Origin of the sequence: Domibacillus robiginosus, assembly GCF_000966195.1 — a bacterium.
GTDB classification, from domain to species: domain Bacteria; phylum Bacillota; class Bacilli; order Bacillales; family Domibacillaceae; genus Domibacillus; species Domibacillus robiginosus.
In genome coordinates, this window is the sequence record NZ_LAHL01000003.1 from 226,139 (window position 1) to 249,643 (window position 23,505).

Here is a 23,505-nt window from a genome sequence, read left to right on the forward strand (position 1 = left end):
AAGTCTGCTTTGTTACGAAAAAAAGAAATCAATTTGATAAGAAGGCACGATTTCTTTTAGAATCGATTTGATGGCAGCGTCTGTTTCCTCGTCTCCTGGTCCGTAAACAAGCTGCTCCAGGCGGTTCAGCCAGAATGGCAGATTGGTCTTTGTGCTATTCGTCGTTCTGGCTGCGTAAATCAATTCGTGCTTGGAAGCGATATGGCCTTCTTCTGTAGTAAACAGTTCCTCATACAGCTTTTCTCCTGGCCGCATACCTGTATAGCGGATCTCAATATCCTTGTCTGGTGTCAGGCCGGATAAGGTGATTAAATTTCGAGCCAGCTCGCTAATTTTAACCGGCTTGCCCATATCTAAAATAAAAATTTCCCCGCCTTTTGCCAGTGCCCCTGCCTGGATGACCAGCTGCACCGCTTCTGGAATCGTCATAAAATAACGGGTCATCTCCCGATGGGTGACTGTAACAGGACCGCCGTTTTGAATTTGTTTTTTAAACAACGGGATCACACTGCCTCTGCTTCCGAGTACATTTCCGAACCGGACAGCAACAAAATTTGTTTTGCTCTGCTGATTCAAGTTTTGAATAATTAGCTCAGCAACCCGCTTTGTCGTTCCCATCACGCTTGTTGGGTTTACCGCTTTGTCTGTTGAAATTTGAACATACGTTTCAACATTGTATTGATCGGCGCATTCCGCCAGGTTTTTTGTTCCAAAAATGTTGTTTTTAACTGCCTCAGTCGGATTATGCTCCATTAAAGGTACATGCTTGTGGGCAGCTGCGTGAAAAACAACCTGCGGACGGTAAACGGAAAAAATATGTTCAAGCCGGGTTTTATCTTGGATATCTGCGATAAGCGCTTTGACAGAAAGGTTCGGATAAAGCTGCTCAAGCTCCCTTTCAATCATGTAAATACTATTTTCACCGTGGCCCAGCAGCAATACTTTTTTGGGGTGAAACGAAGCAATTTGCCGGCAGATTTCAGATCCAATGGAGCCGCCAGCGCCAGTAATGAGCACCGTTTTTTCTTGTACATAATGGGAAATTCCGGGAACGTCCAGCTGGATCGGCGGGCGTCCAAGCAAATCCTCCACCTTTACCTCTCGGATCATACTGAGTGTAACCCGTCCTTGAATAATATCCGTAATACGTGGCAGGATTCTCACGGGGATGCCGCATCTCTGGCAGCTTTTCACAATACGCGTAATATCACTACCGGAAGCGGACGGAATCGCAATAATTGCCATTTCAATATTGTATTGCTTAATAACCCGCTCGATCTCGGAGCTTGTGCCGGCAACCGGCATGTTCCGGACGTGAAGGCCGACTTTTTCTGAATCGTCATCAATAAACGCGACAGGGTACAAAGGAGGGTCGATCGACTTTTTCAGCTCTTTCACCACTAAAATACCTGCATCGCCGGCTCCGATGATAAGGGTTCGTTTCCCTTTTTTATTGGGAACGCCTTTATTTTCATTCAAAGACCATAAAATCAGTCTTGAAAATAAAAAGGCAGCCAATGCCACCGTCCAGGTCATAAAAAGAAGAGAGAACGACAAAGTGGTGACGCGCCAGACTGAAAAAAGAAGGTGCAGCAGACCGCCTGTTACAAAAGCAAAGGTGAAGCTTTTTCCAATAACCTTTGTTTCCCCCATACTTGCAAAACGCCACAAGTGACGGTAATGGTGAAAGTAATGAAATCCGATCGTCAGCACAGCCCAGAGTAACCCGAAGAGATAGACGGCTTCCAAAAACGTAATCCCTCTATGGTTTTCATAGAAAACGAAGCAGGAAACGGCGACAGCAAAAAAGAGAATCCCAAAATCCATTAAAAGTGCCAGAGCGTATCGTTTTGTTCGGTTCACACCAAAGCTCCTTTCTATACTTTTTAGCTCTTTACTTTATATGAATTTATCGAATGAAATGTGAGGGAATTAGTAAAAAAAAGGAAGAGAGGGAATGGGCTGTTAAACCATGCACGGAATGAAGGTATGCTTACTTTCATTCCGTGCACGGTTTTTTAGCGTAAGAGGAAGCGCGCGGCTCGCTTTGTACCTTTCTTTTTTCTTTATACATTTCCTGATCGGCCATTTCAAGCAGCTCCTCAAGGGAAATATTCATTCCGGGGTGATAATAGCAGATGCCGTGGCTTGCTGATAATTCATATGGCTGCTGGGAAATTTGGTTGGCGCGATCAAATTCGGTCCTAATCGCGGCCCAGGTTCTATTGGCGGCTTCTGGCGGCTGATTGGGAAAAAGAATAATAAATTCATCTCCGCCCAGGCGAAATAAAACATCTTCTTCATGAAGTGCTTTTTGAATCGCCTGACAAATCTCCTGGATAAACTGATCGCCTTTGTTATGACCGTACCGATCATTGACTGTTTTTAAACCGTTAATATCAATGTAACAAAGTGTAAATGGGCTGGCCTCGCGGCTGTGTAACAAGCTGGAAAGAATATTGAGCCCTTTTCGTCTGTTCATGATACCGGTCAATTCATCCAGAAAAGCATGGGCTGACAGTTTTTCTTCCTCTGCTTTAAAGCTAGTAACGTCTGTTGTGCCGATCAACAAGCACGCCTCTCCAAAATACTCAACTAATTCTACATTCAGCATAATCCAGATATCCTTTTTTGCCGGATCAAAATGAGGTGTTAAATACCCCTTAATGCTTTTTTGATCCTTCAAAATATTGATCATATTACGCTGTTCATAGGAATCTTTGAAAAAAAGGCCTGCCCCTTTCTCAAGCAGCTGACTTCCCTCATAGTAAGCATAAGCCCGCTGGTTAAGCAGCAAAATTTCATTGCCTGAAAGCCTGGCTAAAATGAGCGGGTGTGGATTCAAATCAAATAAAAGGCGAAACGTTTTTTCATTTTTTTGGAGCAGCAGCTGGCTTTCTGTTTCCCTTTTTCGATAAAAATAAAAAGTAGCTGACAGAAAAAAAGCAATCCCTGCTGTAGCGGTGGAATTAATCATATTCATAATCGATGTAAGAGAAAAACCGTCGATTTTCATTAAGCCTGCTAGAAACAAAAGGTGAATGCCGATCAGTATACCCGCTGATTTCGAGGGAGGGATTGGAAAAACAACGGATGCCGCCAGTAAAATCACTAAATAAGCATAAATATTGTTCGTGAGAAACTGGCTGTTCAGTGAGCCGGCCGCACCGATGAAAAGATAAAAGCAATAGTAACAGCATACATAATGCAAAAAAACACTTCGGTCATCCTGGTGGCGCTGGGTCACCCACTTGCGAACGAGCAAAAAAAGAAGGGATATAAAAAATGAAAGAAAATGCAGGGAAGCGAGAATCGCTAAATTCAAACGTTTTTCTCCTGTTGTTAAAAAATAAATATCCAAAGCGAGATAAAGTGGATAGGTGATCACAATCATAAAACAGACAGTCCGGAGCCTGGTAAACAGCAGCTCGCCGTGCTGACGCTGGAAAAGTTGTTCATCTGCATGCTGGCCTGGTTGTAAGAAAGCCTGGAAAAAAGTACTCCATTTTGTTTTCTTCATATAAATAAATCCTTTTTTACTTGCATTTTACCACAGCTTTATCAGACATTTAATAGATTCAACATTGTTTTAAACAAGCTGTTTACAAGCAAAAAAAGGTTCCCGGGAACAGCGTTTCCGGGAACTTTCATTTGAATTTGTTTTGAATGCCAAATCGTGCATTCAGCTGTCCTTTGATCATGCTTCGTTTCAATTTGTCCTGGTCTGGTTTTTTCTTCATTTCCTGTCTGATTTCAAATGTTCGGACACCATCTTCCATCTGATTGGCAATATCCATTAGTGTTTCCACATCGCCAAATGAATATTTTCGTGTACCCCGCTCTGAGCGGTCTGGGAAAATAAGCTGGCGTTCTTCATAGTAGCGAATCTGACGTTCAGACAAGCCGGTTAATTCGCTCACAATTCCAATTGTAATAACCTTTTTCGTCTTATAGCTTTTTTCTTCATCTGTCATGGAATCACCTCGAAATGAATTACCTTTACTATTATATATCAATGAGTTAATTTATGTAACAATTATATGTAATATTTTCTTACAAATAATTATTATGTTAGATTATATAACATTTATTGTGACTACTTCTTTTAAGTCTCCTATAATCAACACTATCAACAGCCACCAAGGAGGATGTTCAGATGACAAAAGAAAAAATTGTATTAATCGGAAATGGGATGGCCGGTGTCAGATCCATTGAAGAATTATTAAAAATAAATTCAGATCGCTTTGATATTACGATTTTCGGCGAAGAGCCTTATCCAAACTATAATCGCATCCAACTATCAAAAGTGCTTCAAGGTGATACGGAAATTGCGGACATCACATTGAACGACTGGAACTGGTATGCAGAAAACAATATTCATATTTATGCTGGAGAAAAAGTAAGTCGAATCGATACAGAAAAAAAGATGATTTATACCGATAAAGAACGCGTAGTCGTATACGACAAATTAATTATTGCCACAGGTTCCGTTCCCTTTATTATCCCGGTGCCGGGTCACGAAAAAAAAGGCGTGACTGCGTTCCGCGATATTAAAGACTGTGAAAAAATGATTAACGCATCGAAACAATATAAAAAAGCATCAGTGATCGGTGGCGGCCTGCTTGGCCTGGAAGCGGCACGCGGGCTTTTAAATCTTGGTATGGAAGTGAATGTGATTCACCTGGCTGACTTTTTAATGGAGCGCCAGCTGGATGAAACAGCCGGTAAAATGCTGCGAAAAGAGCTCGAAAAGCAGGGCATGAATTTCCTGATGAATAAGCAGACAGCCGAGATTGTAGGTGGAGAAAGAGTAGAAGGCATCCGCTTTAATGACGGGGAAGAAATCGAAACGGATCTTGTGGTTATGGCAGCTGGTATCCGCCCGAATACGTCCCTGGCGAAAGAAAGTGGCATTGCCGTAAACCGGGGCATCCTCGTCAATGACTACATGGAAACGAATATTCCAGACGTGTATGCAGTTGGGGAGTGCGCAGAGCACCGTGAAGTGGTGTATGGTCTTGTCGCACCGCTTTATGAACAGGGCAAAGCGATGGCGGCACATATTTGTGGTACAGTAGCTGCCGGCTATGAAGGTTCGGTTCTATCGACACAGTTAAAAGTCTCGGGTGTAGACGTATTCTCGGTCGGTGAAATTGTCGAGGACGAGGAAACAAAGACCATTAAAATGTTTGATGATTGGAAAGGCACATACAAAAAGGTCTTAATCCGCGATGGGAAAATGGCCGGTGCTGTCCTGTTTGGAGACACAGGTGAAGGAAACAAGCTGCTTCGCTTAATTAATAAGAAAGCGGACGTGGAGGACTACATGGGTGCAGCAGAAGAAACCGATGGCGGTGGAAGTCTGGTGGCATCAATGGATGACAGTGAACTGATCTGCGGCTGTAATGGTGTATCCAAGGGTGACATTGTTTGTGCCATTAAAGAAAACGGCTTAACAACCGTGGATGAAGTAAAAGGGTGCACAGGCGCTTCCCGCTCATGCGGCGGCTGTAAACCGCTTGTGGTTGACCTGCTGGCACATACGCTTGGCGACAGCTTTGACACCTCTACTCAAAAAGAAGCGATCTGCGGCTGCACGGCGCTGTCCCGCGACGAAGTGGTCGAAGCGATCCGTGAAAAAGGGCTGAACCATACAAAAGAAGTAATGAATGTGCTTGGCTGGGAAACAGACGGCGGCTGCTCCAAATGCCGTCCGGCGCTGAACTATTATTTAGGCATGATCAACCCGACAGAATACGAGGATGAAAAAGCCTCCAAGTTTGTGAATGAGCGTATGCACGGAAACATTCAAAAAGACGGCACGTATTCGGTGGTGCCGCGTATGTACGGCGGCGTCACATCAGCGGACGACCTGCGGAAAATTGCCGATGTAGCAGATAAATACAGCGTACCGCTCATTAAAGTAACCGGTGGACAGCGGATTGACCTGTTCGGCGTGAAAAAAGAAGATCTGCCGGGCATGTGGGCCGATCTGGATATGCCATCGGGCTATGCGTATGGGAAAACATTACGAACGGTGAAAACATGCGTCGGTGAAAGCTTCTGCCGCTTCGGCACCCAGGACTCCATGAGCATGGGGATCGAAATGGAAAAGAAATTCGAGCGAATCGGTACACCGCATAAAGTAAAAATGGCCGTATCTGCCTGCCCGCGCAACTGTGCCGAATCGGGCATCAAGGATATTGGCGTCGTGGGTGTAGACGGCGGGTGGGAAATATACGTTGGCGGAAACGGCGGAACACACCTGCGGGCAGCGGATCTTTTCTGCAAAGTAAAAACGAACGAAGAAGTCATGGAAATGACGGGTGCCTTTATGCAGTATTACCGGGAGGATGCGGTATATCTTGAGCGGACGGCGGCCTGGGTGGAGCGTGTCGGCCTTGATCACATTAAACAAGTGCTGTCTGATAAAGCGACAAGGGACGCGCTGAATGCCCGTATTGACGAAGCACTGTCTGCCACAAAAGAGCCGTGGAAGGAAGTTATCGAAAGCGAGAAAATCCGAAAAGAACTATATGAAACAGAGCTTGTGAGCACAACCAAATAAAAGGGGGACATGAACATGGAAAAAACACTGGAAAAAGTACGGATCGCCTCGATTCATGAGCTTCCGGAGAGAATGGGCAAAACCGTCCGAATTGGAGACCTCGAGCTGGCGGTGTTTAAACTGGGCAATGGCCAGGTTCGGGCAATTGAAAACCGCTGCCCGCATAAAGGAGGGGTGCTCGCTGAAGGGATTGTCAGCGGCGAGCACGTTTTCTGTCCGATGCATGACTGGAAAATTTGCACAGCCGATGGAAAGGTGCAGGCGCCGGATACCGGCTGTGTCTCTACGTATAAAGCCGTTATTGAAGATGACGACATATACTTATTTATTTAAAGATGGAGGTGGACGAAGGTGGGCGTATCGATTGTAGGAGCAGGGCCGGGAGATCCGGAACTTATTACTGTTAAAGCATTAAAAGCCATTCAAACGGCCGACGTTATTTTATATGACCGGCTTGTAAACAAAGAGCTGTTGAAGGAGTCAAAGCCATCGGCCGTCCGCATCTTTTGCGGAAAGTTTCCGGGTAATCATGTGATGACTCAGGACCGGATTAATCGGCTGATGGTAAAGTTCGCTTCCGATGGAAAAAGTGTTGTACGTTTAAAAGGAGGGGACCCGTTTGTATTCGGGCGCGGCGGTGAAGAAGCTGCTTATGTAAGAAGCTTTGGCATTTCAGTAAACATCATACCGGGCATTACAGCGGGTATTGCGGCACCCGCTTATGCGGATATCCCCGTCACCCATCGAGAATACGGAAATTCGTTTGCGATCGTCACAGGTCATCAAATGGAAGGCAAGGAAGAAACAGATTGGTCAAAGCTCGCCACGTCTGTTGATACACTTGTGATTTATATGGGTATGAAACATTTAGCGCATATTACGAAAGAGCTGATTTATCATGGACGAAGCAGCGCTATGATGGCAGCGGTGATTGAACAGGGTACTACAAGTGCGCAGCGCGTTGTCACAGCGCCGCTCTGCCGTATTGCAGAAGAAGCGCAAAAACAGGATATAGGAAATCCTGCTGTCATCGTCATCGGTGATGTGGTGAACTGCCGAGAGCAGCTTGAGCGTGAAATGGAGCTGGCTGCTGCTTACTAGTTGTAAATAAATTGACTCATTCCTTTTCCTCCTGTACCATTATCTTTAATTCGAGATAATGGAAACAAAAGGGGTGGAAGCAGAATGAAACATATATTTCAAAAAGGAGAAAATGACCGTGTTTTGCTCCTGCTGCATGGAACAGGCGGCACAGAGCATGACCTGCTGCCGCTTGCCGACAGTATTGATCCGGCTGCGTCTGTATTGAGCGTGCGGGGAAATGTGCTTGAAAACGGCATGCCGCGCTTTTTCAGACGGCTGGCAGAAGGGGTATTTGATGAGGAAGATTTAGTGTTCCGCACAAATGAATTAAATGAATTTTTAGCCCAGGCGGCACGCGATTACGGGTTTAACCGGGATAAAGTGGTGGCGATCGGCTACTCGAATGGCGCAAACATTGCCGCAAGTCTATTATTTCATTTGAAAGATTCTTTAAAAGGTGCAATTCTTCATCATCCGATGGTGCCGAGAAGAGGGATTGAACTTCCAGATTTAACAGGCACTCCTGTTTTGATTACAGCCGGAAAAAATGATCCTATTTGTCCGGCAAAAGAAACCGATGATTTAGCGGCGCTGCTGGCTGGCGCCGGCGCAGAAACAGACGTTCACTGGGAAATGAATGGCCATATGCTGACAGCTACAGAAGTGCAGGCAGCAGCACAGTGGTTTAAAACCCATCTCGCTTAATTGTTCTGATAAAAAACGTTTTGTTCGCAAGGCGTTCCAGACTGTGGACAGTGATATGGATGACTGTCCACATGAATGGACGAATCGGCGGTGTCCAGGCAGTCCGCTTTCCATGGAGCCTGCGCCGCCCTCCCACCGCCAAGTGGCTTGCGACAAGATTGTATAGGTCATATCTTTCTGTTTAAAAAAGAGAACATTTCTATTCAGTCCATGCTTATGGATCTTCAACACCACTTAGTGAAGCCTGCCGGACGAAGACTCCTGCGGTAAGTACAGTGAGTCGGGAGACACCGCAGGCGCAGCCGAGGAAGCTCCCGCACTGCCCTAAGGTGCGCGCAGTCTGGCCGGCTTCACTGATCGGCTCTTTTTTAAAAGCGGAAGACTTTGTCCAGACACTGAAACGCCTTGTTCGCAAGGCGTTTTTTGTTTTATATTATTGTGATCTGGTTTTCTTTTGACTGGCAGAAGATTGAGACAAATCGTTAAGCTGTTCATGCATTTTCTCTACATCCGTAAATTAGAGTTGAAAAATAAGGATGTAGGGAATAAGAAGAGCTGATAAAGCTGCTGTTACAATTCTAAAACTTGGTTTTCAAAAGGTGAGGCGTTCATTTTGGTCCCCTTTTTTCAACACAAGATATATATAGAAGCTTTTTACATTATTTAAAATCATATATTTTTAACATTAATTGTAAATAAGGTAAATTTAAAATCTTTATGCGATTTATATAGTCTTTTAGATCTATTTAATATAAAAAGTAAGTTTGAAGATTCATTTTAAAATTAGTTAATTAGGTAATAGGATCTTATGGGAAGTATCTTTTTTGTTTTTTTCCTTATTTATCGTGTTTTGACTAAAAAAGGAAAGGGTGAAATAGTAGTCATATCTTACTAAAAGAGGTGAAGTACATGATTACGGTGAAGTCAAAGCGAATTATGGATGCACAGGGGCGGGTGGTACTCCCTAAACCGGTGCGGGAGGAGCTTGGTATTTCTCCGGAAGACCGTGTGCGAGTTATAGGAAAGCAGGATGAAATTGTGATGGAAAAGTACATAGAGGAGCAGATCGAAGAAGCACAAATGTGCTATGTAACAGGCAGCGCTTCACCAGATTGCCAGTCATTTAGCGGCGGTATTCGCTTAAGCAAAGAAGCGGCTCTGATGATTCTTGAAGAATGGAAGTCTAAACAGTAATCGATTGGCGTATAGTGAAAAGTATGCTACTTTAGAGAGTGGAAATCTGACAAAGGAGAATAGGAATGGATTTTATCACTCTATTAAAAGCGGTGATCCTTGGACTTGTCGAAGGGATGACTGAATTTGCCCCGGTTTCTTCAACAGGGCACATGATTATTGTTGATGATATGTGGCTTCACTCCAAAGAATTTTTAGGAAAGTACGCAGCCAACACGTTTAAGGTTGTGATTCAGCTCGGTTCGATTTTAGCTGTAGTTGTTGTTTTCAGGCAGCGGTTTATTGATTTGCTTGGCTTAAACAAAGAAACACGCGGCAAGGAAGACCGGCTTCGGCTTGGCCAGGTGCTTGTTGGATTGATTCCAGCCGGGGTTTTAGGTGTTTTGTTTGAAGATACGATTGATAAGTATTTGTTTACGACTGAGACCGTATTGATTGGCCTTGTGGCCGGCGCTGTCCTAATGATTATTGCAGATCTTTACAGAGGCAGAAAACAAACGGCCAATATTGCTGAGACTGTCGATCAAATAACGTACAAGCAAGCATTTCTTGTTGGTATTTTTCAATGTCTTTCTGTTCTGCTTCCTGGTTTTTCACGTTCTGGATCTACCATCTCTGGCGGGGTTCTTGTTGGCATGGGTTATCGTGCTGCATCGGACTTTACGTTTATTATGGCCGTGCCAATTATGGCTGGGGCCAGCTCTATTTCGCTGTTGAAAAACCTTGAATATATTTCAAGCTCTGATCTTCCTTTTTACGCAGTCGGTTTTATTAGTGCTTTCGTTTTTGCTTTGATTTCCATCAAGTTCTTCTTAAAATTGATTAGTCGTATTAAATTAATCCCGTTTGCCATTTATCGTATCATTCTGGCAGCGGTCATTTATTTCGTCTTTTTGTAAGCGGGGTGTATACCCCGCTTTTTTTATATGGAAAGAAGTGTTCACAGCGTTTGATTTAAAAGACGCGGGCGTGGTAAACTAACAGCACGAAACCGAACCGCAGGCTGATGTCTGCGGTTTTTTGAGAACGGAGGCTCACATGAACGAAACAAAAGTCGAACAACTCAAAGGCATTACAGCAGGTGTGAATACAGATAGTGGCGGGGACTTTCATTACTCAATGGAAGAGCTGAAAAATTTGGCAGAAGCATGCGGTATTGAGGTAAAGGGCGAGCTGACTCAAAATCTGCCGCGTGCCCATCCGGCGCTTTATATGGGAACAGGGAAAGTGGAGGAGCTGCAGCATCTCGTTGAGCAAATGGAAGCAGATGTCGTTATTTTTGACAGCGAGCTATCGCCGTCGCAAATTCGCAACCTTGAAAAAGAGCTTGACTGCGAAGTAATCGACCGAACGATGCTGATTTTAGATATTTTTGGACGGCGTGCCAAAACAAAAGAAGCCCAGCTTCAGGTGGAAATGGCCCGTCTTCAATATATGCTGCCGCGCCTGGTCGGCACTTATGTGGCACTCGGGCGCCAGGGGGGCGGATCTGGTTTTAAAAATCGTGGTGCCGGGGAAACGAAGCTTGAGCTTGACCGGCGGAAAATTGAGTCGAAAATTGCTTATTTGCGCAGAGAACTGACTAAAATTTCAGAGCAGCGGACCGTACAGCGCAGACAGCGGCAGAAAAACAACCTGCCTGTTGCCGCCCTGGTTGGCTATACAAATGCGGGGAAATCAACAGTTATGAATGCCATGCTTGGAACGTATGGCGGAGATGGGGCAGAGGTATTTGAAAAAGATATGCTTTTTGCCACGCTTGATACATCGGTTCGCAGCATTGAGCTGCCGGATAAAAAAGAGTTTCTGCTGGCGGATACAGTTGGATTTGTTAATAAACTGCCACACCACCTTGTAAAGGCCTTTCGTTCAACACTGGAGGAAGCGGCTTTCGCGGATGTACTTGTTCATGTTATTGACGTATCAAGCCCACAGTTTGAGACGATGATGGATATTACTGAAAAAACGCTGGCAGATATTGGAGCGGAAAACATGCCGGTTGTATATGTATACAATAAAGCAGATCTAGCCGGTGTTGAGTATCCGCGGGCAGCTGGCGATTCTGTTTATGTATCTGCTAAGGAAAGGGCCGGTATAAGTGAACTAACAGAGGTCCTAAAGGGACATTTATTTAAAGATTATATTCGCTGTACACTGCTTATCCCTTTTCATGAGGGCGATGTGGTTTCTTATTTCAATGAGCATTCAGCTGTTCTTGAAACAAAATATGAAGAAAGTGGAACAAAGCTAATTGTTGAATGCAATCGAAAAGATTATGAAAAATTCAAATCCTTTGTCATCAGCTGAAGTGATCAGTTTTTATTTTAAAAAGGTCATCACCTAACCGTGATGACCTCAGTGTGTAGACAAAATCTTTTCCTTTTAAAAAAGAGCCGACAAGTGAAGCCTGCCGGACTTCGCGCATCCTAAGGCAGTGCGGGATCTCCCAACTCACTGTACGTCCCGCAGGCTTCACTAAGTGGTGTTAAAGATCAATAAGCAAGGATGGAGCAGCCATTTTCTCTTTGTCAAAGGAAACATACAACCAAATTAGCTCCATCCAATTTTGGCGCAAGCCACTTGGCGGTGTCCGGGCAGCGTAGACTCCTATGGGACGAGCGGGCAGCTGAGACCGATGGAGCCGCCAGGCGCAGTCGGGCTCGGCGCCTGCCCCATGGAAAGCAGAGCTGCCCGGACGCCGCCGACCGAGTCTGTTCATGTGCGCGGTTCACAATAATAGTTTGTCTACACACTGAAAGGTCATCACCTAAACGTGATGACCTTTTTTATTTTGTTTACCATAAGAAAAGTGCGGACGCTAAAGCAAATCCAGCAATAGCCCCTAACGCGATTGGATAACCATATCCGTACCCATATCCATACCCGCCAAAAAAGCCGTATCCAAATCCGCCAAAACCGCCAGAAGGGCGAATCCATACGTGGCTTCTTGTTACGCGTGTAATCGTGCCAGTGTGTACTTTGCCGTCATGGCATGTAATTCTTGCTTTTTTTCCCATGTGCTGCGAGCAAAGGCGATAATAGTTTGTCTGAGACATCATTCTCCTCCTCTCTTTGTTTCATAGTTTATGCAGGAGAAAAAAAGCTGGCTAAACCAAAAGTCTATAACTTACACTTTTTTTCTATGAAAAAAAGGCATGGCTGTCTGAAAATGAACCTGTTCATATATATATAAGAAGTTCACAGGAAAGGAGGCAGCACGGTGCCTGTTTTAAACAGCAGAATCTGGTTGGATCAGTTTGCTAAAGAATGTGAAAAAAGTGGGGGGAAGAACGCTTATTTTATTCAATGTCAAGAGTTGTGTACACCGATTCAGCCTTTTTTTCCGGCTCTTAGCCGGGAGGAGCTTCATTATCACCTGCTTGCGAGCGGGCTTTTTGAGCCAGCCCAATGGAGAGAGACGCGGCAGAAAGTACATGAAATGGAGAAAAGCGGCCTGTGGGTGCTCGTAAACCATGAATATAAAGAGCTAAGAAAGAAATGGAGGGGGCCTGAAGTCGAGATTGTTCTTTTTCCAGTGCGGACGGTACGTTCACAGCGAAAAAAAACAGATATAAAGAAAAATGGGATCGCCGTTGGGAATGTAATTTTTTTATTTTTGACACCGGGTTTGCAAAGGGAAGAGGTAAAAGCACTGCTTGCACATGAATATAGTCATGTGTGCCGGCTCTTTCACATGAAAAAGGAGGATGAAGCTTTAAATTTAAAGGAAGTGCTTGTTTTAGAAGGGCTTGGTGAGATTGCAGTAAAAAAATTGTACGGAGAAAAGTGGCTGGCTCCCTGGACCGGTTTTTACACGCCTGAAAGAAGAATGGCAGTATGGGAGAAAATGTTTGTACCCGCTTTAGAGCTAGTAGGGAGAGATCAGTATGACCGCTTTTTATATGGGAATAAGCAGGAGGGTATCCCCAAATGGATGGGCTATTGCATCGGCTTTCATCTGGTCGATTCTTTTGATAGGCGCTGCGGTCCTTTTGATATAAATGAGCTGCTGCATAAAACAGCCCATGAGATAGTGGCAGGATCGGCTTTTCACTTGTAACAGCGAGCAAGATTAAAAAGCAGTCTCCCTTAGGAAGACTGCTTTTTGCGTTTCGTTTGAAATGGCATCCACCAGTTGGCTGCACCGAGAAGCTTCATTAAACTTGGTACAAGCAGCAGCCGCACAATCGTTGCATCAAGTGCAATCGCAATGGCAATCCCGATGCCAATTTGTTTAACAGGCACCACACCGGTAAAAGCAAAAGCACCTGTAATGGCAATCATAATTAAAGCAGCAGAGGTGATGATTTTGCTGGTGCTTGCCAGCCCTTCTACAGTCGCATGTGTATTATCGTTTGTGGCCAGATAAAATTCACGAATTCGCGAGATCAGAAACACTTCGTAATCCATGCTAAGGCCAAATACAAGACTAAAAACGAGCACCGGTAAAATAAGAGAAACAGAGGCCGGCTCCATACCAAGATGTCCGCCTTGAAACAGCCAGACGAGAATGCCGAATGTGGCAGCGAGGCTTAAAACATTCATCAGAATTGCTTTGAGTGGAATGAAAATCGATCGGAATGCAATCATTAAAATGAAAAAGGTAGAAATCAAAATAACCGCCAGCACAGGCACCACTTTGTCGAAAATTTCATCATACAGCTCCTGATTAAATTTTGGCTGGCCGCCAAATGTAACGGTTGCCGGCCAGTCCTCTTCGCTCCAATTTCGTACTACAGTTTGTGCTTCATCAGAAGCTGCTTCCGCATTAAGCGAGATAGGAAGCAAAAGCTTGTCCTCTTGAATAAAGCCTTCGATAGCTGGCTGAAGCTGAGCGGACAGCTGCGGATTTTGAAGAGAAGTTGCCAGCTCTTCTGGATCACTTTGACCGCTTACGGAAAACAGGGTTTCTACGCCGCTGACCGTCCCGCTCTGTTCAAATTCTTCCTGCAATTCTTTCATAACGGCTAGCCCATCGACGCTTAGCCAGCCGCCATTTCGTTCGGCAACCGCGTATACCGTTGAAGCAGTATCCTCCATAAAATTCTTTTCAATTTTGTCATAGGCCGTTCTTGATTCGAACGTGGTTGGCAGCGAATCAGCTGCTGGAATAGCGAGCTGCATATTTTTCGCAGGGATGAGCGCTGCACCAAGAAGAAAAAGAGCCAGCAGCGCAACTGCAACCGGACGTTTCATTACAAAGCCGGCAAATAAGCGCCAACGGCTGGAGGAATCTCCAGAGGTTCGCAGGATTCGTCCTTTGTAAATACGGTCGCCAAGCAGCTTTAAAAGGGCCGGAAGCAGTGTCATTGATGCAAGCACTGCAATGGCAATCACAGTCATACCGCCAATAGCGACGTTTTTGAAAATATCAATGTCAATCAGCAGGACAGCACCGAGTCCAATAAACACGCATAGCGCAGAAAAAAGAATGGAGTGGCCGGCTTTTGCTTGTGTAATCCGGATCGCTTCCTCAAGTGACCGCCCATGAGCGCGTTCTTCTTTATAGCGGTTAATAAATAAAAGAGAAAAGTCGATCGACAGCGCCAGTCCAAGCATTGGTGCAATATTCAAAATGAAAATAGCCAGGTCAACTGAATCCGCGATAAAAGATAAAACTCCAAAGCCGACTACGATGGTGATGCCGCCGATAATAAGCGGAAGAACTGAAGCAACAACTGTTCCGAGCGCGAGGAGCAGTACAATGAGCGCGACGGGCAGACCAATTAGCTCCGCCCGTTTTAAGTCATCCTGGCTGGCCTGGTTAATATCTTTTGAAATAACCGGTCCGCCAGTCAGTGATACGCCGTTTTCTTTTGCCAAAACAGCCCGGACGTCTTCGATCACCGGGTCCATTGGCCTCGATGGATCGTCAAAGTGTATTGCTCCATATGCTATTTCTTCTTTCAGCCATTCCTTTTTTGTAAGCGGTGAATCGATGGCAGAAGGTAATACAGATCGCTCGATATCTGTTAACACGGTATTGATTTTTGATTGAAAATCCTCAGAAGATTCGCCGCTGCTTTTTTCGAATAAAACAAGCAGCGTGTTTTCCGGAAAATGAAACGTTTCATGCAGCTCCTGCTGAACCGCCTCGTAATCACCATCTGTTCGAAAGCCGTCTCCTTCGAGTTTAGAAGGAAGCTTGGCAGCAAAAAATCCGAATACGACTGCCATAATCAGCCAAAGAACAAGGATAGATTTCCAGAATGATATAACAAATGATTGATTCTTCATGGAAGCAGCTCCTTTTTTCTTTCTCGCTTCATCATAAAGGAAAATCTGCCCAACTGTGAAATAATTCGTTTAGTAAAGTTGGTGTTGACACTGAAAATCATTATCAATATAATATAAATGTATAAACAGTTAAATTTTCAAAAAAGGAGGGAGAAACGTGTTTGTTGAAATGAAAACCATTACTGTAAAGCCGGGAACGTCCCACCTGATCGTAGAGAACTTTCAAGGGAAAAATGCCATGGCGGAAATGGAAGGTTTTATTGAAAAGAAAATCTGGGTGCGCTCACGCAGTAAGGAAGAAGAAAAAGTGATTGTCGCCATCCATTGGGAATCAGAAGCAGCGTACAAAGGGTGGAAAAAAAGTCCTGTTCACATTGCTGGCCACCGGGCTAAACGGGAAAAACCAGATTATATCCTTGATTTTCAAAATGAAACGTTCGTAGAGGCAGCTTCTCCAGCATCCGTATAGTATAGTGTGATATATGCTTGCGCCGACAAGTTCTTTCCTTTACAATTAAAGGGATAAGCTGTCAGAGGAGAATGGCTATGTATAAGCTGGATGATTCAATCGGATATAAGCTATTTCAGAGTTCACGTCTTATGACGAACAGACTGAATCAGCTCTTTCGGTCCAACGGATGTCCGATTACTCATGAACAGTGGCAGCTGTTAAGCCGCTTATTTGAAAGAGACGGACAAACGCAGCAGTCACTCGCTGTTTTAAACGAGCGGGATGAACCGAGCGTATCACGACTTATCGCAAATATGGAACGAAGCAGTCTTGTTGAACGGCGCCCACATCCGACGGACAAACGTATAAATCTTGTTTTTTTAACAAAAGAAAGCAAGCGGATGAAGGATGAATACACTGCTCTGGCTCTTCAAACGATCGAAGAAGCATCCGCCGGAATTGATCCGGCTGAATGGGAACAGTGTTTGCGTACGTTAGATCGCATCCGCCGCAATTTGTCGTAGACGTGGTGTCGATTTCGGATCGGCATTTATCTTTCTTTTCAATTGAGAATGAATCTCTCTATCACCAACTGCCTGACAGCAATACAAAGGGTAGGGCAAATGAATGAAAAAACGTTACTTAGTAATACTGCTTGTTTTATTGTCTTTTGCTTCATTGTTCGTCGGTGTAACCAATATTTCACCGCTTGATTTATTCCGATTTAGCGATCATCAAACCCAAATTTTTTGGCAGAGCCGGGTGCCGCGGCTCGTTAGTATTTTAATTGCCGGTGTCACGCTCAGCATCAGTGGTTTTATTATGCAGCAGCTAAGTCGTAATAAATTTGTTTCACCGACTACGGCAGGAACAATGGATTCGGCCCGGTTTGGTATCCTGGTCGCGCTGATTGTCTTTACTTCAGCCGGTCCGCTTGAAAAAATGGTTATTGCCTTTATATTTTCGCTTGCGGGCACATTTTTGTTTATGAAGGTTCTAGACCGGATTAAAATGAAGGATCCTATTTTTATTCCGCTTGTCGGGCTGATGTTCGGTAACATTATTAGCTCTATCACGACATTTTTCGCTTACAAGCATGACTTGATTCAAAATATGTCGGCCTGGCTGCAGGGTGATTTCTCCATGATTACTGCCGGCCGCTATGAAATGCTATACATAAGTGTTCCGCTCGTGGTCATTGCTTACTTTTTCGCTGACCGGTTCACCATTGCCGGGATGGGAGAAGATTTTGCGAAAAACCTTGGTTTAAATTACAAGCAGGCCGTAAACGTAGGTCTGATTATTGTAGCCCTGTCCACCACGCTTGTTGTGCTGACCGTCGGGCTTATTCCGTTCCTTGGACTTGTTGTTCCGAATATTGTGTCGATTTACCGTGGAGACAACTTGAAAAACAGCTTGTTTGATACAGCGCTTTTAGGTGCCGTCTTTATCTTGTTCTGCGATATTCTCGGACGAATCATCATTTTTCCATATGAAATTCCAATTGGCTTGACGGTTGGGGTCATTGGAAGCGGGATTTTTATTTACTTGCTGATGAGGAGACGGGATTATGCGTGAAAAGGGCAAACTGACGATATTAATTGTGCTAGCGGCCGCTTCCATTGTCGGCTATATGTTTATTGAACTTGGACCAAACTGGGATTACGCATTGCCAAGGCGGGCAGAAAAAATAGCAGCGATTGTGCTGACAGGAACGGTTATTGCGATTGCTACACTGCTGTTTCAAACAGTGACAAACAACCGGATTTTAACGCCGAGCATTATCGGTCTTGATTCCCTGTACATGCTGGTGCAAACAACACTTGTATTTTTCCTTGGTTCTACCAGCCTAACAGTCATGAATAAACAAGTGAATTTCGCGATTTCAATCGGCTTTATGGTCGTGTTCGCTCTTATTTTATACCGGCTGCTGTTTCGCCGGGAAGGACAGAACATTTACTTTTTACTGCTGCTTGGCCTTATTTTTGGTACATTTTTCGGCAGCTTCACCTCATTTATGCAGGTGCTAATTGACCCGAACGAATTTCAAATTATTCAAGACCGGATGTTTGCGAGCTTTAATAATATCCAAACAGAGGTTTTAGTGATGGCAGCAGTGATCACTGCTGCAGCGCTTGTTTACTTAATGAAGTTTTTTAAATATCTGGATGTATTGTCACTTGGGAAAGAAACCGCTATTAACCTTGGTGTTGATTATGACTACACGGTAAAACGGCTTCTAGTCGTAATTGCGATTTTGATTTCCGTAGCCACAGCGCTCGTTGGCCCGATTACGTTTCTTGGGCTGCTTGTTGTAAACGTCGCTTATGAAATGTTTAAAACATATAAGCATTCCGTGCTGATTTTTGCTTCGACGCTCGTATCGATCGTGGCACTTTCCGGTGGTCAAATGCTCGTTGAACATGTATTTACATTTTCTACGCAGCTCAGTGTCATCATTAACTTTGTTGGCGGCATTTACTTTATATACTTATTGTTAAGGGAGAGTAAAAAATAATGGTAGAAGTGCAGTCTATCTCGAAATCATACGGATTAAAAGCAGTTGTTGATGATGTGTCAGTCAATATTCAAAAAGGTAAAATCACATCGTTTATCGGTCCGAACGGTGCCGGGAAAAGTACGCTTTTATCCATTATCAGCCGCTTGATGAGTGCAGATACCGGTGAAGTGCTGATTGACGGACAAAAAGTAAATGAAACAAAAAGCCGGGACCTGGCCAAAAAAATGGCGATTTTAAAGCAGGCCAATCATTTAAGCCTGCGCTTATCAGTGCGCGATCTTGTTGCGTTTGGCCGTTTTCCTTACTCACAGGGGAAATTAACGAAAGAAGATCACGTTTTTATTGATGAAGCACTTCGCTATATGGAACTCGAAGACCTGCAGGACCGCTATTTAGATCAGCTGTCCGGTGGTCAAAAGCAGCGGGCATTCATTGCCATGACTATTGCTCAAGATACTGAATACATTCTCTTAGACGAGCCCTTGAATAATCTGGATATGAAGCATTCTGTTCAAATTATGAAGGTGCTGCGCCGGCTGGCTGATGAGCTGGGCAAAACCGTTTTAATTGTTATTCACGATATCAACTTTGCTTCTGTGTATTCCGATTATATCGTCGCGCTTAAGGACGGAAAAGTCGAAGCACAGGGGACGGTTAACGAAATTATTACCACATTGACACTCAAGCAGGTATATGGGATGGATATGTCTATTCAAGAAATTAACAATCAAAAAATCTGCGTTTATTTCAGCTGATAAAAGGAGCGTATCATGAAAAAATATTTATTATTTATCGTTATGGCCGTTTTTGCGGTAATTGCAGCGGCATGCAGTTCATCCACTTCCGGTGAAAAAGCCGAAACAGAACCGGCAGAAGGCAATGAAGCACCAAAAGAAGTAACCGTTACACATGAGCTTGGTGAAACAACAGTACCTGTAAACCCGGAAAAAGTAGTCGTTTTCGACTTTGGTTCACTTGATACAATGGCAGAGCTTGGCATTGAGCCGGTCGGTCTTCCAAAAGAAAATATTCCAGATTATTTATCACAATTTGAAGACGAAAAATATGAAAATGTAGGCAGCTTAAAAGAACCGGATTTTGAAAAAATCAATGAACTGGCTCCGGATTTGATTGTTATTTCAGGCCGTCAAATGGATTTGTATGACCAGTTCGCAGAAATTGCCCCGACTGTTTACCTGGCTGTTGACGCAGCGAACTACATGGAATCATTCAAGAAAAATGCAACAACAATCGGACAAATTTTTGATAAAGAAGCAGAAGTAGAAGAAAAACTTTCAGCTATTGATGAAAAAATTACCGCATTGAATGAAAAAGCATCAGCAATGGAAGAAAAAGGCCTTATCATTCTAGCGAACGAAGGCAAAATCAGCGCTTATGGCCCAGCTTCACGCTTTGGTATTATCCATGATGTATTTGGTGTAAAAGCGGCTGATGAAAATCTTGAAGTATCTACGCATGGCCAGAGCATTTCATTTGAATATCTTGTGGAAAAAGATCCGGACTACTTGTTTGTTGTTGACCGCGGTGCGGTTGTAACTGAGGGCGAATCCTCTGTGAAACAGGTTGTAGAAAATGACCTTGTAAAAGACACAAAAGCTGTGAAAAACGATCATGTTGTTTACCTTGATCCAAATGTCTGGTACTTATCAGGCGGCGGCTTGCAGTCTGTTTTAGCACAGGCAGATGAAATTGAAAAAGGAATCAGCAAGTAATAAAAAACAGGACTGATGCAAAAGCATCAGTCCTGTTTTTTTATTTTAATGGTAAATGTGGTGCCGAGAGAGGATGTTTCCTTCAGCTCTAAATCGCCGTCCATCGCCCGGGCAAGAAGCTGACTGAAGGGAAGGCCGAGGCCAAGGCCGCGAACTTTGTATTTTTTATTTTCTCCCCGGTAAAACCGTTCGAAAATCAGCATTTTTTCAGCTTCCGGGATGCCGATTCCTGTATCAGAAACGTCAATGAGCGCACATGATTCATCGTTCCGAATTGTGACAAACAGCTGCCCTTTTGTTTCGATCGCATGGGCTGCGTTATTCAGCAAATTCATCATAATTTGCTGAAGGCGGTCAGGATCAGTCAGAACAATCAAATCCCGTTCATATGGCTGGAAGTGAACAGGAATGCCGGCTGGATTGCGGGCCAGATTCCATTCGTGAACGATGTCGCCTGTCAGTTCGTTGAGTTCATGCGGAGCGGTTGAAACGGGCAAGGCATTCGCCGCAAATGTATTAAATTCGAGCAGATCATTGATCATATTCTGCATTCGTTCCGTTTCTTTCAAAGAAATGGTCAGGAATTCCTTTGCTTCTTCGCCAGTAACGACATCGTCTTTCACAGCTTGAAGCAGGCCGCTGATTGAGGTAACAGGTGTTTTTAATTCATGAGTAACACCCGCAAGCAGTTCAGCACGAATTGATTCAAGCTGCTCGAGGCGGACAGCCATATCGTTAAATGAGGTGACAAGATCGTATACTTCCTGTTCTTTCGCCCTCGAAGGCTTTAAATGTACACCATAGTTGCCATTGCGGATTTCCTTGGCAGCAGCTGCTGCTGCGCTGATTGGGCGGGAAAGCCGGCGCGACAGAATGTAAATGGCTGCCCAGCCAAGCAGTCCGCTGCCAAGAATGAGCATGGCGAGCAGCCGGTACTCGTCATTTAATTCTGCAAACTCATCCTCCGGCTGAAGCATGACAACCCAGCCGAATGTCACATCATTTACGATAATCGGTTTTTTGATTAAGTAAACAATAGCATCGTTGTTTATGCCGGAAAAGGTTTGCACGGCATTATTTTTTTCAAGCACAGCAGTCGGAAATGAACTTTCTCTGTACAAGTCATCATCGCCGGAAGACAGGATCACACCATTGACATCGGTAATAAAAATGGAAGGAGGAGAGTCCATTTTCATTAGTTCATCACGCACATCCAGCATGTCCCGGTCCAGGTAGGCTGTTTGTGCAGAGTTTTCATCAGTCTGCTGGCTGCCAGCAATACGGCCGGCAAGCTCTGCCGCTAAAAATTCAGACACATCCAGCCGATTTTGAAGCGTTGTATGCTGAATCCAAACGACTGACAGCAAAGCTAGAAACAAAAGACCGAGTGCGAGCGTGACGGCATAGCGCGTCGTCCAGTAACGAAGCAGGGAAATGCGCCGGGTTCTATTCCGCCGTAACAAATTGATATCCCAGGCCGCGCAGCGTTTTAATTTCCCCCTCGGATGACGGCCACTTTGCAAGTGCTTTGCGAATTCTTTTAACAGATAAATCGACTGCACGATCACTTCCATCGTAATCATGTCCCCATACTTCATCAAGAAGCTGATCTCTCGTAAATGTCCGGTTTGGTGCCGCAGCCAGAAACAGGAGCAGGGACAAATCACGCGGTGTCAGCGTGATATCTTTATTGGCTAAGAGAACACGATGGGCTGTAAAGTCAATAGCCAGGCTGCCAAAGTGACGGATACTGTCATCAGTCTGCTTTTCATTGGAGCGACGCAGCACTGCCCGTACACGTGCTACCACTTCGTCGGCAATAAACGGCTTGGAAATATAATCGTCCGCACCGCCATTTAAGCCGTCGAGTCGGTAATTTACATCATTTAAGGCAGTCAGCATAATAACGGGACAGCTGCTGTTTTCCCGAATTTCTTTTAATACAGTCCAGCCGTCTTTTCCGGGCATCATTACGTCCAGTAAAACGAGCGAAGGGGAAGCCAGATGAAACTTTTCTATCGCTTCTGTTCCGTTAAAGGCCTGTACTACCTCAAATCCGGCTTTCGCTATATACACTTTTAATACCTGGCTGATCGCCGGTTCATCTTCTGCAATTAAAATGGTCTGCATAACAATTCTTCCTTTCTGACAGCAGTCATTTTCAAATAAAAGCGAAAATGGCTGTGTTTTGTAACAAATTATATCGCAAATGGGAGGATTCGATAAAAAACCGGCCAAAAGAGGCCGGTTTTTTTAATAAAATCCATTTAATTGTTCAGCTGCTGCTCCGTTTACCTTTGCAATCGCGGCAATAATTTCTTTTGTACGCTGTCCATCTGTTTCGATGCCAAAGCGATCTGCTGCTTTATATACCGCGGTTTTATGTGTCTCTTTTACCTCAAGACGCAAGGCTTTTTCTGTTTTGCCATCTGTGTTTATATTCAGCTTCTCTGCCAGGCTTTGAAGCTTCGCCATTCTCACCTTTTTTGCGGCTGTTTCTAAATCGTCTCCTTCAATGTGAAGACCATATTCAGCTGCCTGGGCGGCAATAACATCCGTAAACTTTTTCGTACCGGCTCGTGCAACAGACGGCGCCGTTTGTATTTTCGTTAATTGTGGAGAAGCAGCTTGAGCTGGAGAAGAGGGGACACTGCTTAAAATAGTAAAGGACAGTGCACCGGTCATTACATATGACATGGTTTTCTTCTTCATGATTGATCCTCCTAGTTCATAAACAACAATATAATGACAGTGTACGCAAGAATTGTGTCAACTGAATGTCAAATATATAAAAAATTAATGACTTTATTAATTTCGAGATAAAAAAGCAGAAAAACAAGCTCAGAAACGTTTGGATTGCTGTATAAAAATCTGTTTGGGCAAAATCTTGAGCATGTGTATGGATTCTTCTTTAATATGACTATTGTTACTTTTGTAAACTAAGAGTGTTAAATATAAAATAGATATTTAAGTAACTAATTATTGAAAAGTGGAAAGATATCATCTTTTATCA

23 protein-coding genes are annotated in these 23,505 nt (G+C 44.2%); 14 read left to right on the top strand and 9 right to left on the bottom strand.

The features are described 5' to 3' along the window. Positions 1-12 precede the first annotated feature (12 nt). From VP97_RS01855 to VP97_RS01865, 3 genes are all read right to left on the bottom strand, one after another. Positions 13-1,863 (bottom strand): polysaccharide biosynthesis protein, encoded by a 1,851-nt coding sequence (locus tag VP97_RS01855; protein ID WP_050179960.1) that lies wholly within the window; start codon positions 1,861-1,863, stop codon positions 13-15. 136 nt (positions 1,864-1,999) lie between these two features. After that, positions 2,000-3,520, bottom strand: a complete 1,521-nt coding sequence (locus tag VP97_RS01860; protein ID WP_050179961.1) for a sensor domain-containing diguanylate cyclase — start codon at positions 3,518-3,520, stop codon at positions 2,000-2,002. Between the two features lie 127 nt (positions 3,521-3,647). Continuing rightward, positions 3,648-3,974, bottom strand: coding sequence for a MerR family transcriptional regulator (locus VP97_RS01865; RefSeq protein ID WP_050179962.1), 327 nt, complete (start codon positions 3,972-3,974; stop codon positions 3,648-3,650). A gap of 182 nt (positions 3,975-4,156) precedes the next feature. Between VP97_RS01865 and nirB the strand changes: the two genes are divergently transcribed. The 7 genes from nirB (at position 4,157) to hflX (ending at position 11,857) form a co-directional block, all read left to right on the top strand. Then, positions 4,157-6,568: a nitrite reductase large subunit NirB gene (gene nirB, locus VP97_RS01870; RefSeq protein ID WP_050179963.1), complete on the top strand. Its 2,412-nt coding sequence runs from the start codon at positions 4,157-4,159 to the stop codon at positions 6,566-6,568. 15 nt (positions 6,569-6,583) lie between these two features. Continuing rightward, the gene (gene nirD, locus VP97_RS01875) at positions 6,584-6,901 is read left to right on the top strand and encodes a nitrite reductase small subunit NirD (protein WP_050179964.1); all 318 of its coding nucleotides are present in this window, start codon (positions 6,584-6,586) and stop codon (positions 6,899-6,901) included. Positions 6,902-6,919: 18 nt separating this feature from the next. Then, entirely contained in the window at positions 6,920-7,669 is a 750-nt protein-coding gene (cobA, locus tag VP97_RS01880) for a uroporphyrinogen-III C-methyltransferase (RefSeq protein ID WP_050179965.1), read from the top strand. 84 nt (positions 7,670-7,753) lie between these two features. Further along, a complete protein-coding gene (locus VP97_RS01885) occupies positions 7,754-8,356 on the top strand; it encodes an alpha/beta hydrolase (RefSeq protein ID WP_050179966.1) in 603 nt (200 codons plus the stop codon). 909 nt (positions 8,357-9,265) lie between these two features. Then, positions 9,266-9,550 (top strand): AbrB/MazE/SpoVT family DNA-binding domain-containing protein, encoded by a 285-nt coding sequence (locus VP97_RS01890; RefSeq protein WP_050179967.1) that lies wholly within the window; start codon positions 9,266-9,268, stop codon positions 9,548-9,550. Between the two features lie 65 nt (positions 9,551-9,615). After that, positions 9,616-10,449, top strand: coding sequence for an undecaprenyl-diphosphate phosphatase (locus VP97_RS01895; RefSeq protein WP_050179968.1), 834 nt, complete (start codon positions 9,616-9,618; stop codon positions 10,447-10,449). Positions 10,450-10,588: 139 nt separating this feature from the next. Continuing rightward, positions 10,589-11,857, top strand: coding sequence for a GTPase HflX (gene hflX, locus VP97_RS01900; RefSeq protein ID WP_050179969.1), 1,269 nt, complete (start codon positions 10,589-10,591; stop codon positions 11,855-11,857). A gap of 178 nt (positions 11,858-12,035) precedes the next feature. On the opposite strand, the gene VP97_RS23630 is transcribed toward hflX, so the two are convergent. Continuing rightward, positions 12,036-12,269, bottom strand: coding sequence for a hypothetical protein (locus tag VP97_RS23630; RefSeq protein ID WP_156153380.1), 234 nt, complete (start codon positions 12,267-12,269; stop codon positions 12,036-12,038). A 76-nt stretch (positions 12,270-12,345) separates the two neighbouring features. Beyond that, the gene (locus VP97_RS01905; protein WP_050179970.1) at positions 12,346-12,606 is read right to left on the bottom strand and encodes a hypothetical protein; all 261 of its coding nucleotides are present in this window, start codon (positions 12,604-12,606) and stop codon (positions 12,346-12,348) included. Between the two features lie 164 nt (positions 12,607-12,770). Between VP97_RS01905 and VP97_RS01910 the strand changes: the two genes are divergently transcribed. After that, entirely contained in the window at positions 12,771-13,610 is an 840-nt protein-coding gene (locus VP97_RS01910) for a DUF2268 domain-containing putative Zn-dependent protease (RefSeq protein ID WP_050179971.1), read from the top strand. A gap of 29 nt (positions 13,611-13,639) precedes the next feature. On the opposite strand, the gene VP97_RS01915 is transcribed toward VP97_RS01910, so the two are convergent. Continuing rightward, a complete protein-coding gene (locus VP97_RS01915) occupies positions 13,640-15,787 on the bottom strand; it encodes an MMPL family transporter (protein ID WP_050179972.1) in 2,148 nt (715 codons plus the stop codon). A 157-nt stretch (positions 15,788-15,944) separates the two neighbouring features. Between VP97_RS01915 and VP97_RS01920 the strand changes: the two genes are divergently transcribed. The 6 genes from VP97_RS01920 (at position 15,945) to VP97_RS01945 (ending at position 20,492) form a co-directional block, all read left to right on the top strand. Next, the gene (locus VP97_RS01920; RefSeq protein WP_050179973.1) at positions 15,945-16,256 is read left to right on the top strand and encodes an antibiotic biosynthesis monooxygenase family protein; all 312 of its coding nucleotides are present in this window, start codon (positions 15,945-15,947) and stop codon (positions 16,254-16,256) included. A gap of 77 nt (positions 16,257-16,333) precedes the next feature. After that, a complete protein-coding gene (locus VP97_RS01925) occupies positions 16,334-16,762 on the top strand; it encodes a MarR family winged helix-turn-helix transcriptional regulator (protein WP_050179974.1) in 429 nt (142 codons plus the stop codon). Between the two features lie 103 nt (positions 16,763-16,865). Beyond that, on the top strand, positions 16,866-17,816 hold the full coding sequence (locus VP97_RS01930; protein ID WP_050179975.1) for an ABC transporter permease: 951 nt from the start codon (positions 16,866-16,868) through the stop codon (positions 17,814-17,816). Next, positions 17,809-18,756, top strand: coding sequence for an iron chelate uptake ABC transporter family permease subunit (locus tag VP97_RS01935; protein WP_050179976.1), 948 nt, complete (start codon positions 17,809-17,811; stop codon positions 18,754-18,756). Before VP97_RS01930 ends, VP97_RS01935 begins: the two co-directional genes overlap by 8 nt. Continuing rightward, on the top strand, positions 18,756-19,514 hold the full coding sequence (locus VP97_RS01940; protein WP_050179977.1) for an iron ABC transporter ATP-binding protein: 759 nt from the start codon (positions 18,756-18,758) through the stop codon (positions 19,512-19,514). The genes VP97_RS01935 and VP97_RS01940 overlap by 1 nt, the downstream gene beginning before the upstream one ends. Positions 19,515-19,529: 15 nt before the next feature. After that, the gene (locus tag VP97_RS01945) at positions 19,530-20,492 is read left to right on the top strand and encodes a siderophore ABC transporter substrate-binding protein (RefSeq protein ID WP_050179978.1); all 963 of its coding nucleotides are present in this window, start codon (positions 19,530-19,532) and stop codon (positions 20,490-20,492) included. 26 nt (positions 20,493-20,518) lie between these two features. On the opposite strand, the gene VP97_RS01950 is transcribed toward VP97_RS01945, so the two are convergent. The 3 genes from VP97_RS01950 to VP97_RS01960 form a co-directional block, all read right to left on the bottom strand. Beyond that, entirely contained in the window at positions 20,519-22,054 is a 1,536-nt protein-coding gene (locus tag VP97_RS01950) for a sensor histidine kinase (RefSeq protein ID WP_245629816.1), read from the bottom strand. After that, entirely contained in the window at positions 21,939-22,622 is a 684-nt protein-coding gene (locus VP97_RS01955; protein WP_050179980.1) for a response regulator transcription factor, read from the bottom strand. Before VP97_RS01955 ends, VP97_RS01950 begins: the two co-directional genes overlap by 116 nt. 123 nt (positions 22,623-22,745) lie before the next feature. Continuing rightward, positions 22,746-23,204, bottom strand: a complete 459-nt coding sequence (locus VP97_RS01960; RefSeq protein ID WP_050179981.1) for a hypothetical protein — start codon at positions 23,202-23,204, stop codon at positions 22,746-22,748. Between the last annotated feature and the right edge of the window lie 301 nt (positions 23,205-23,505).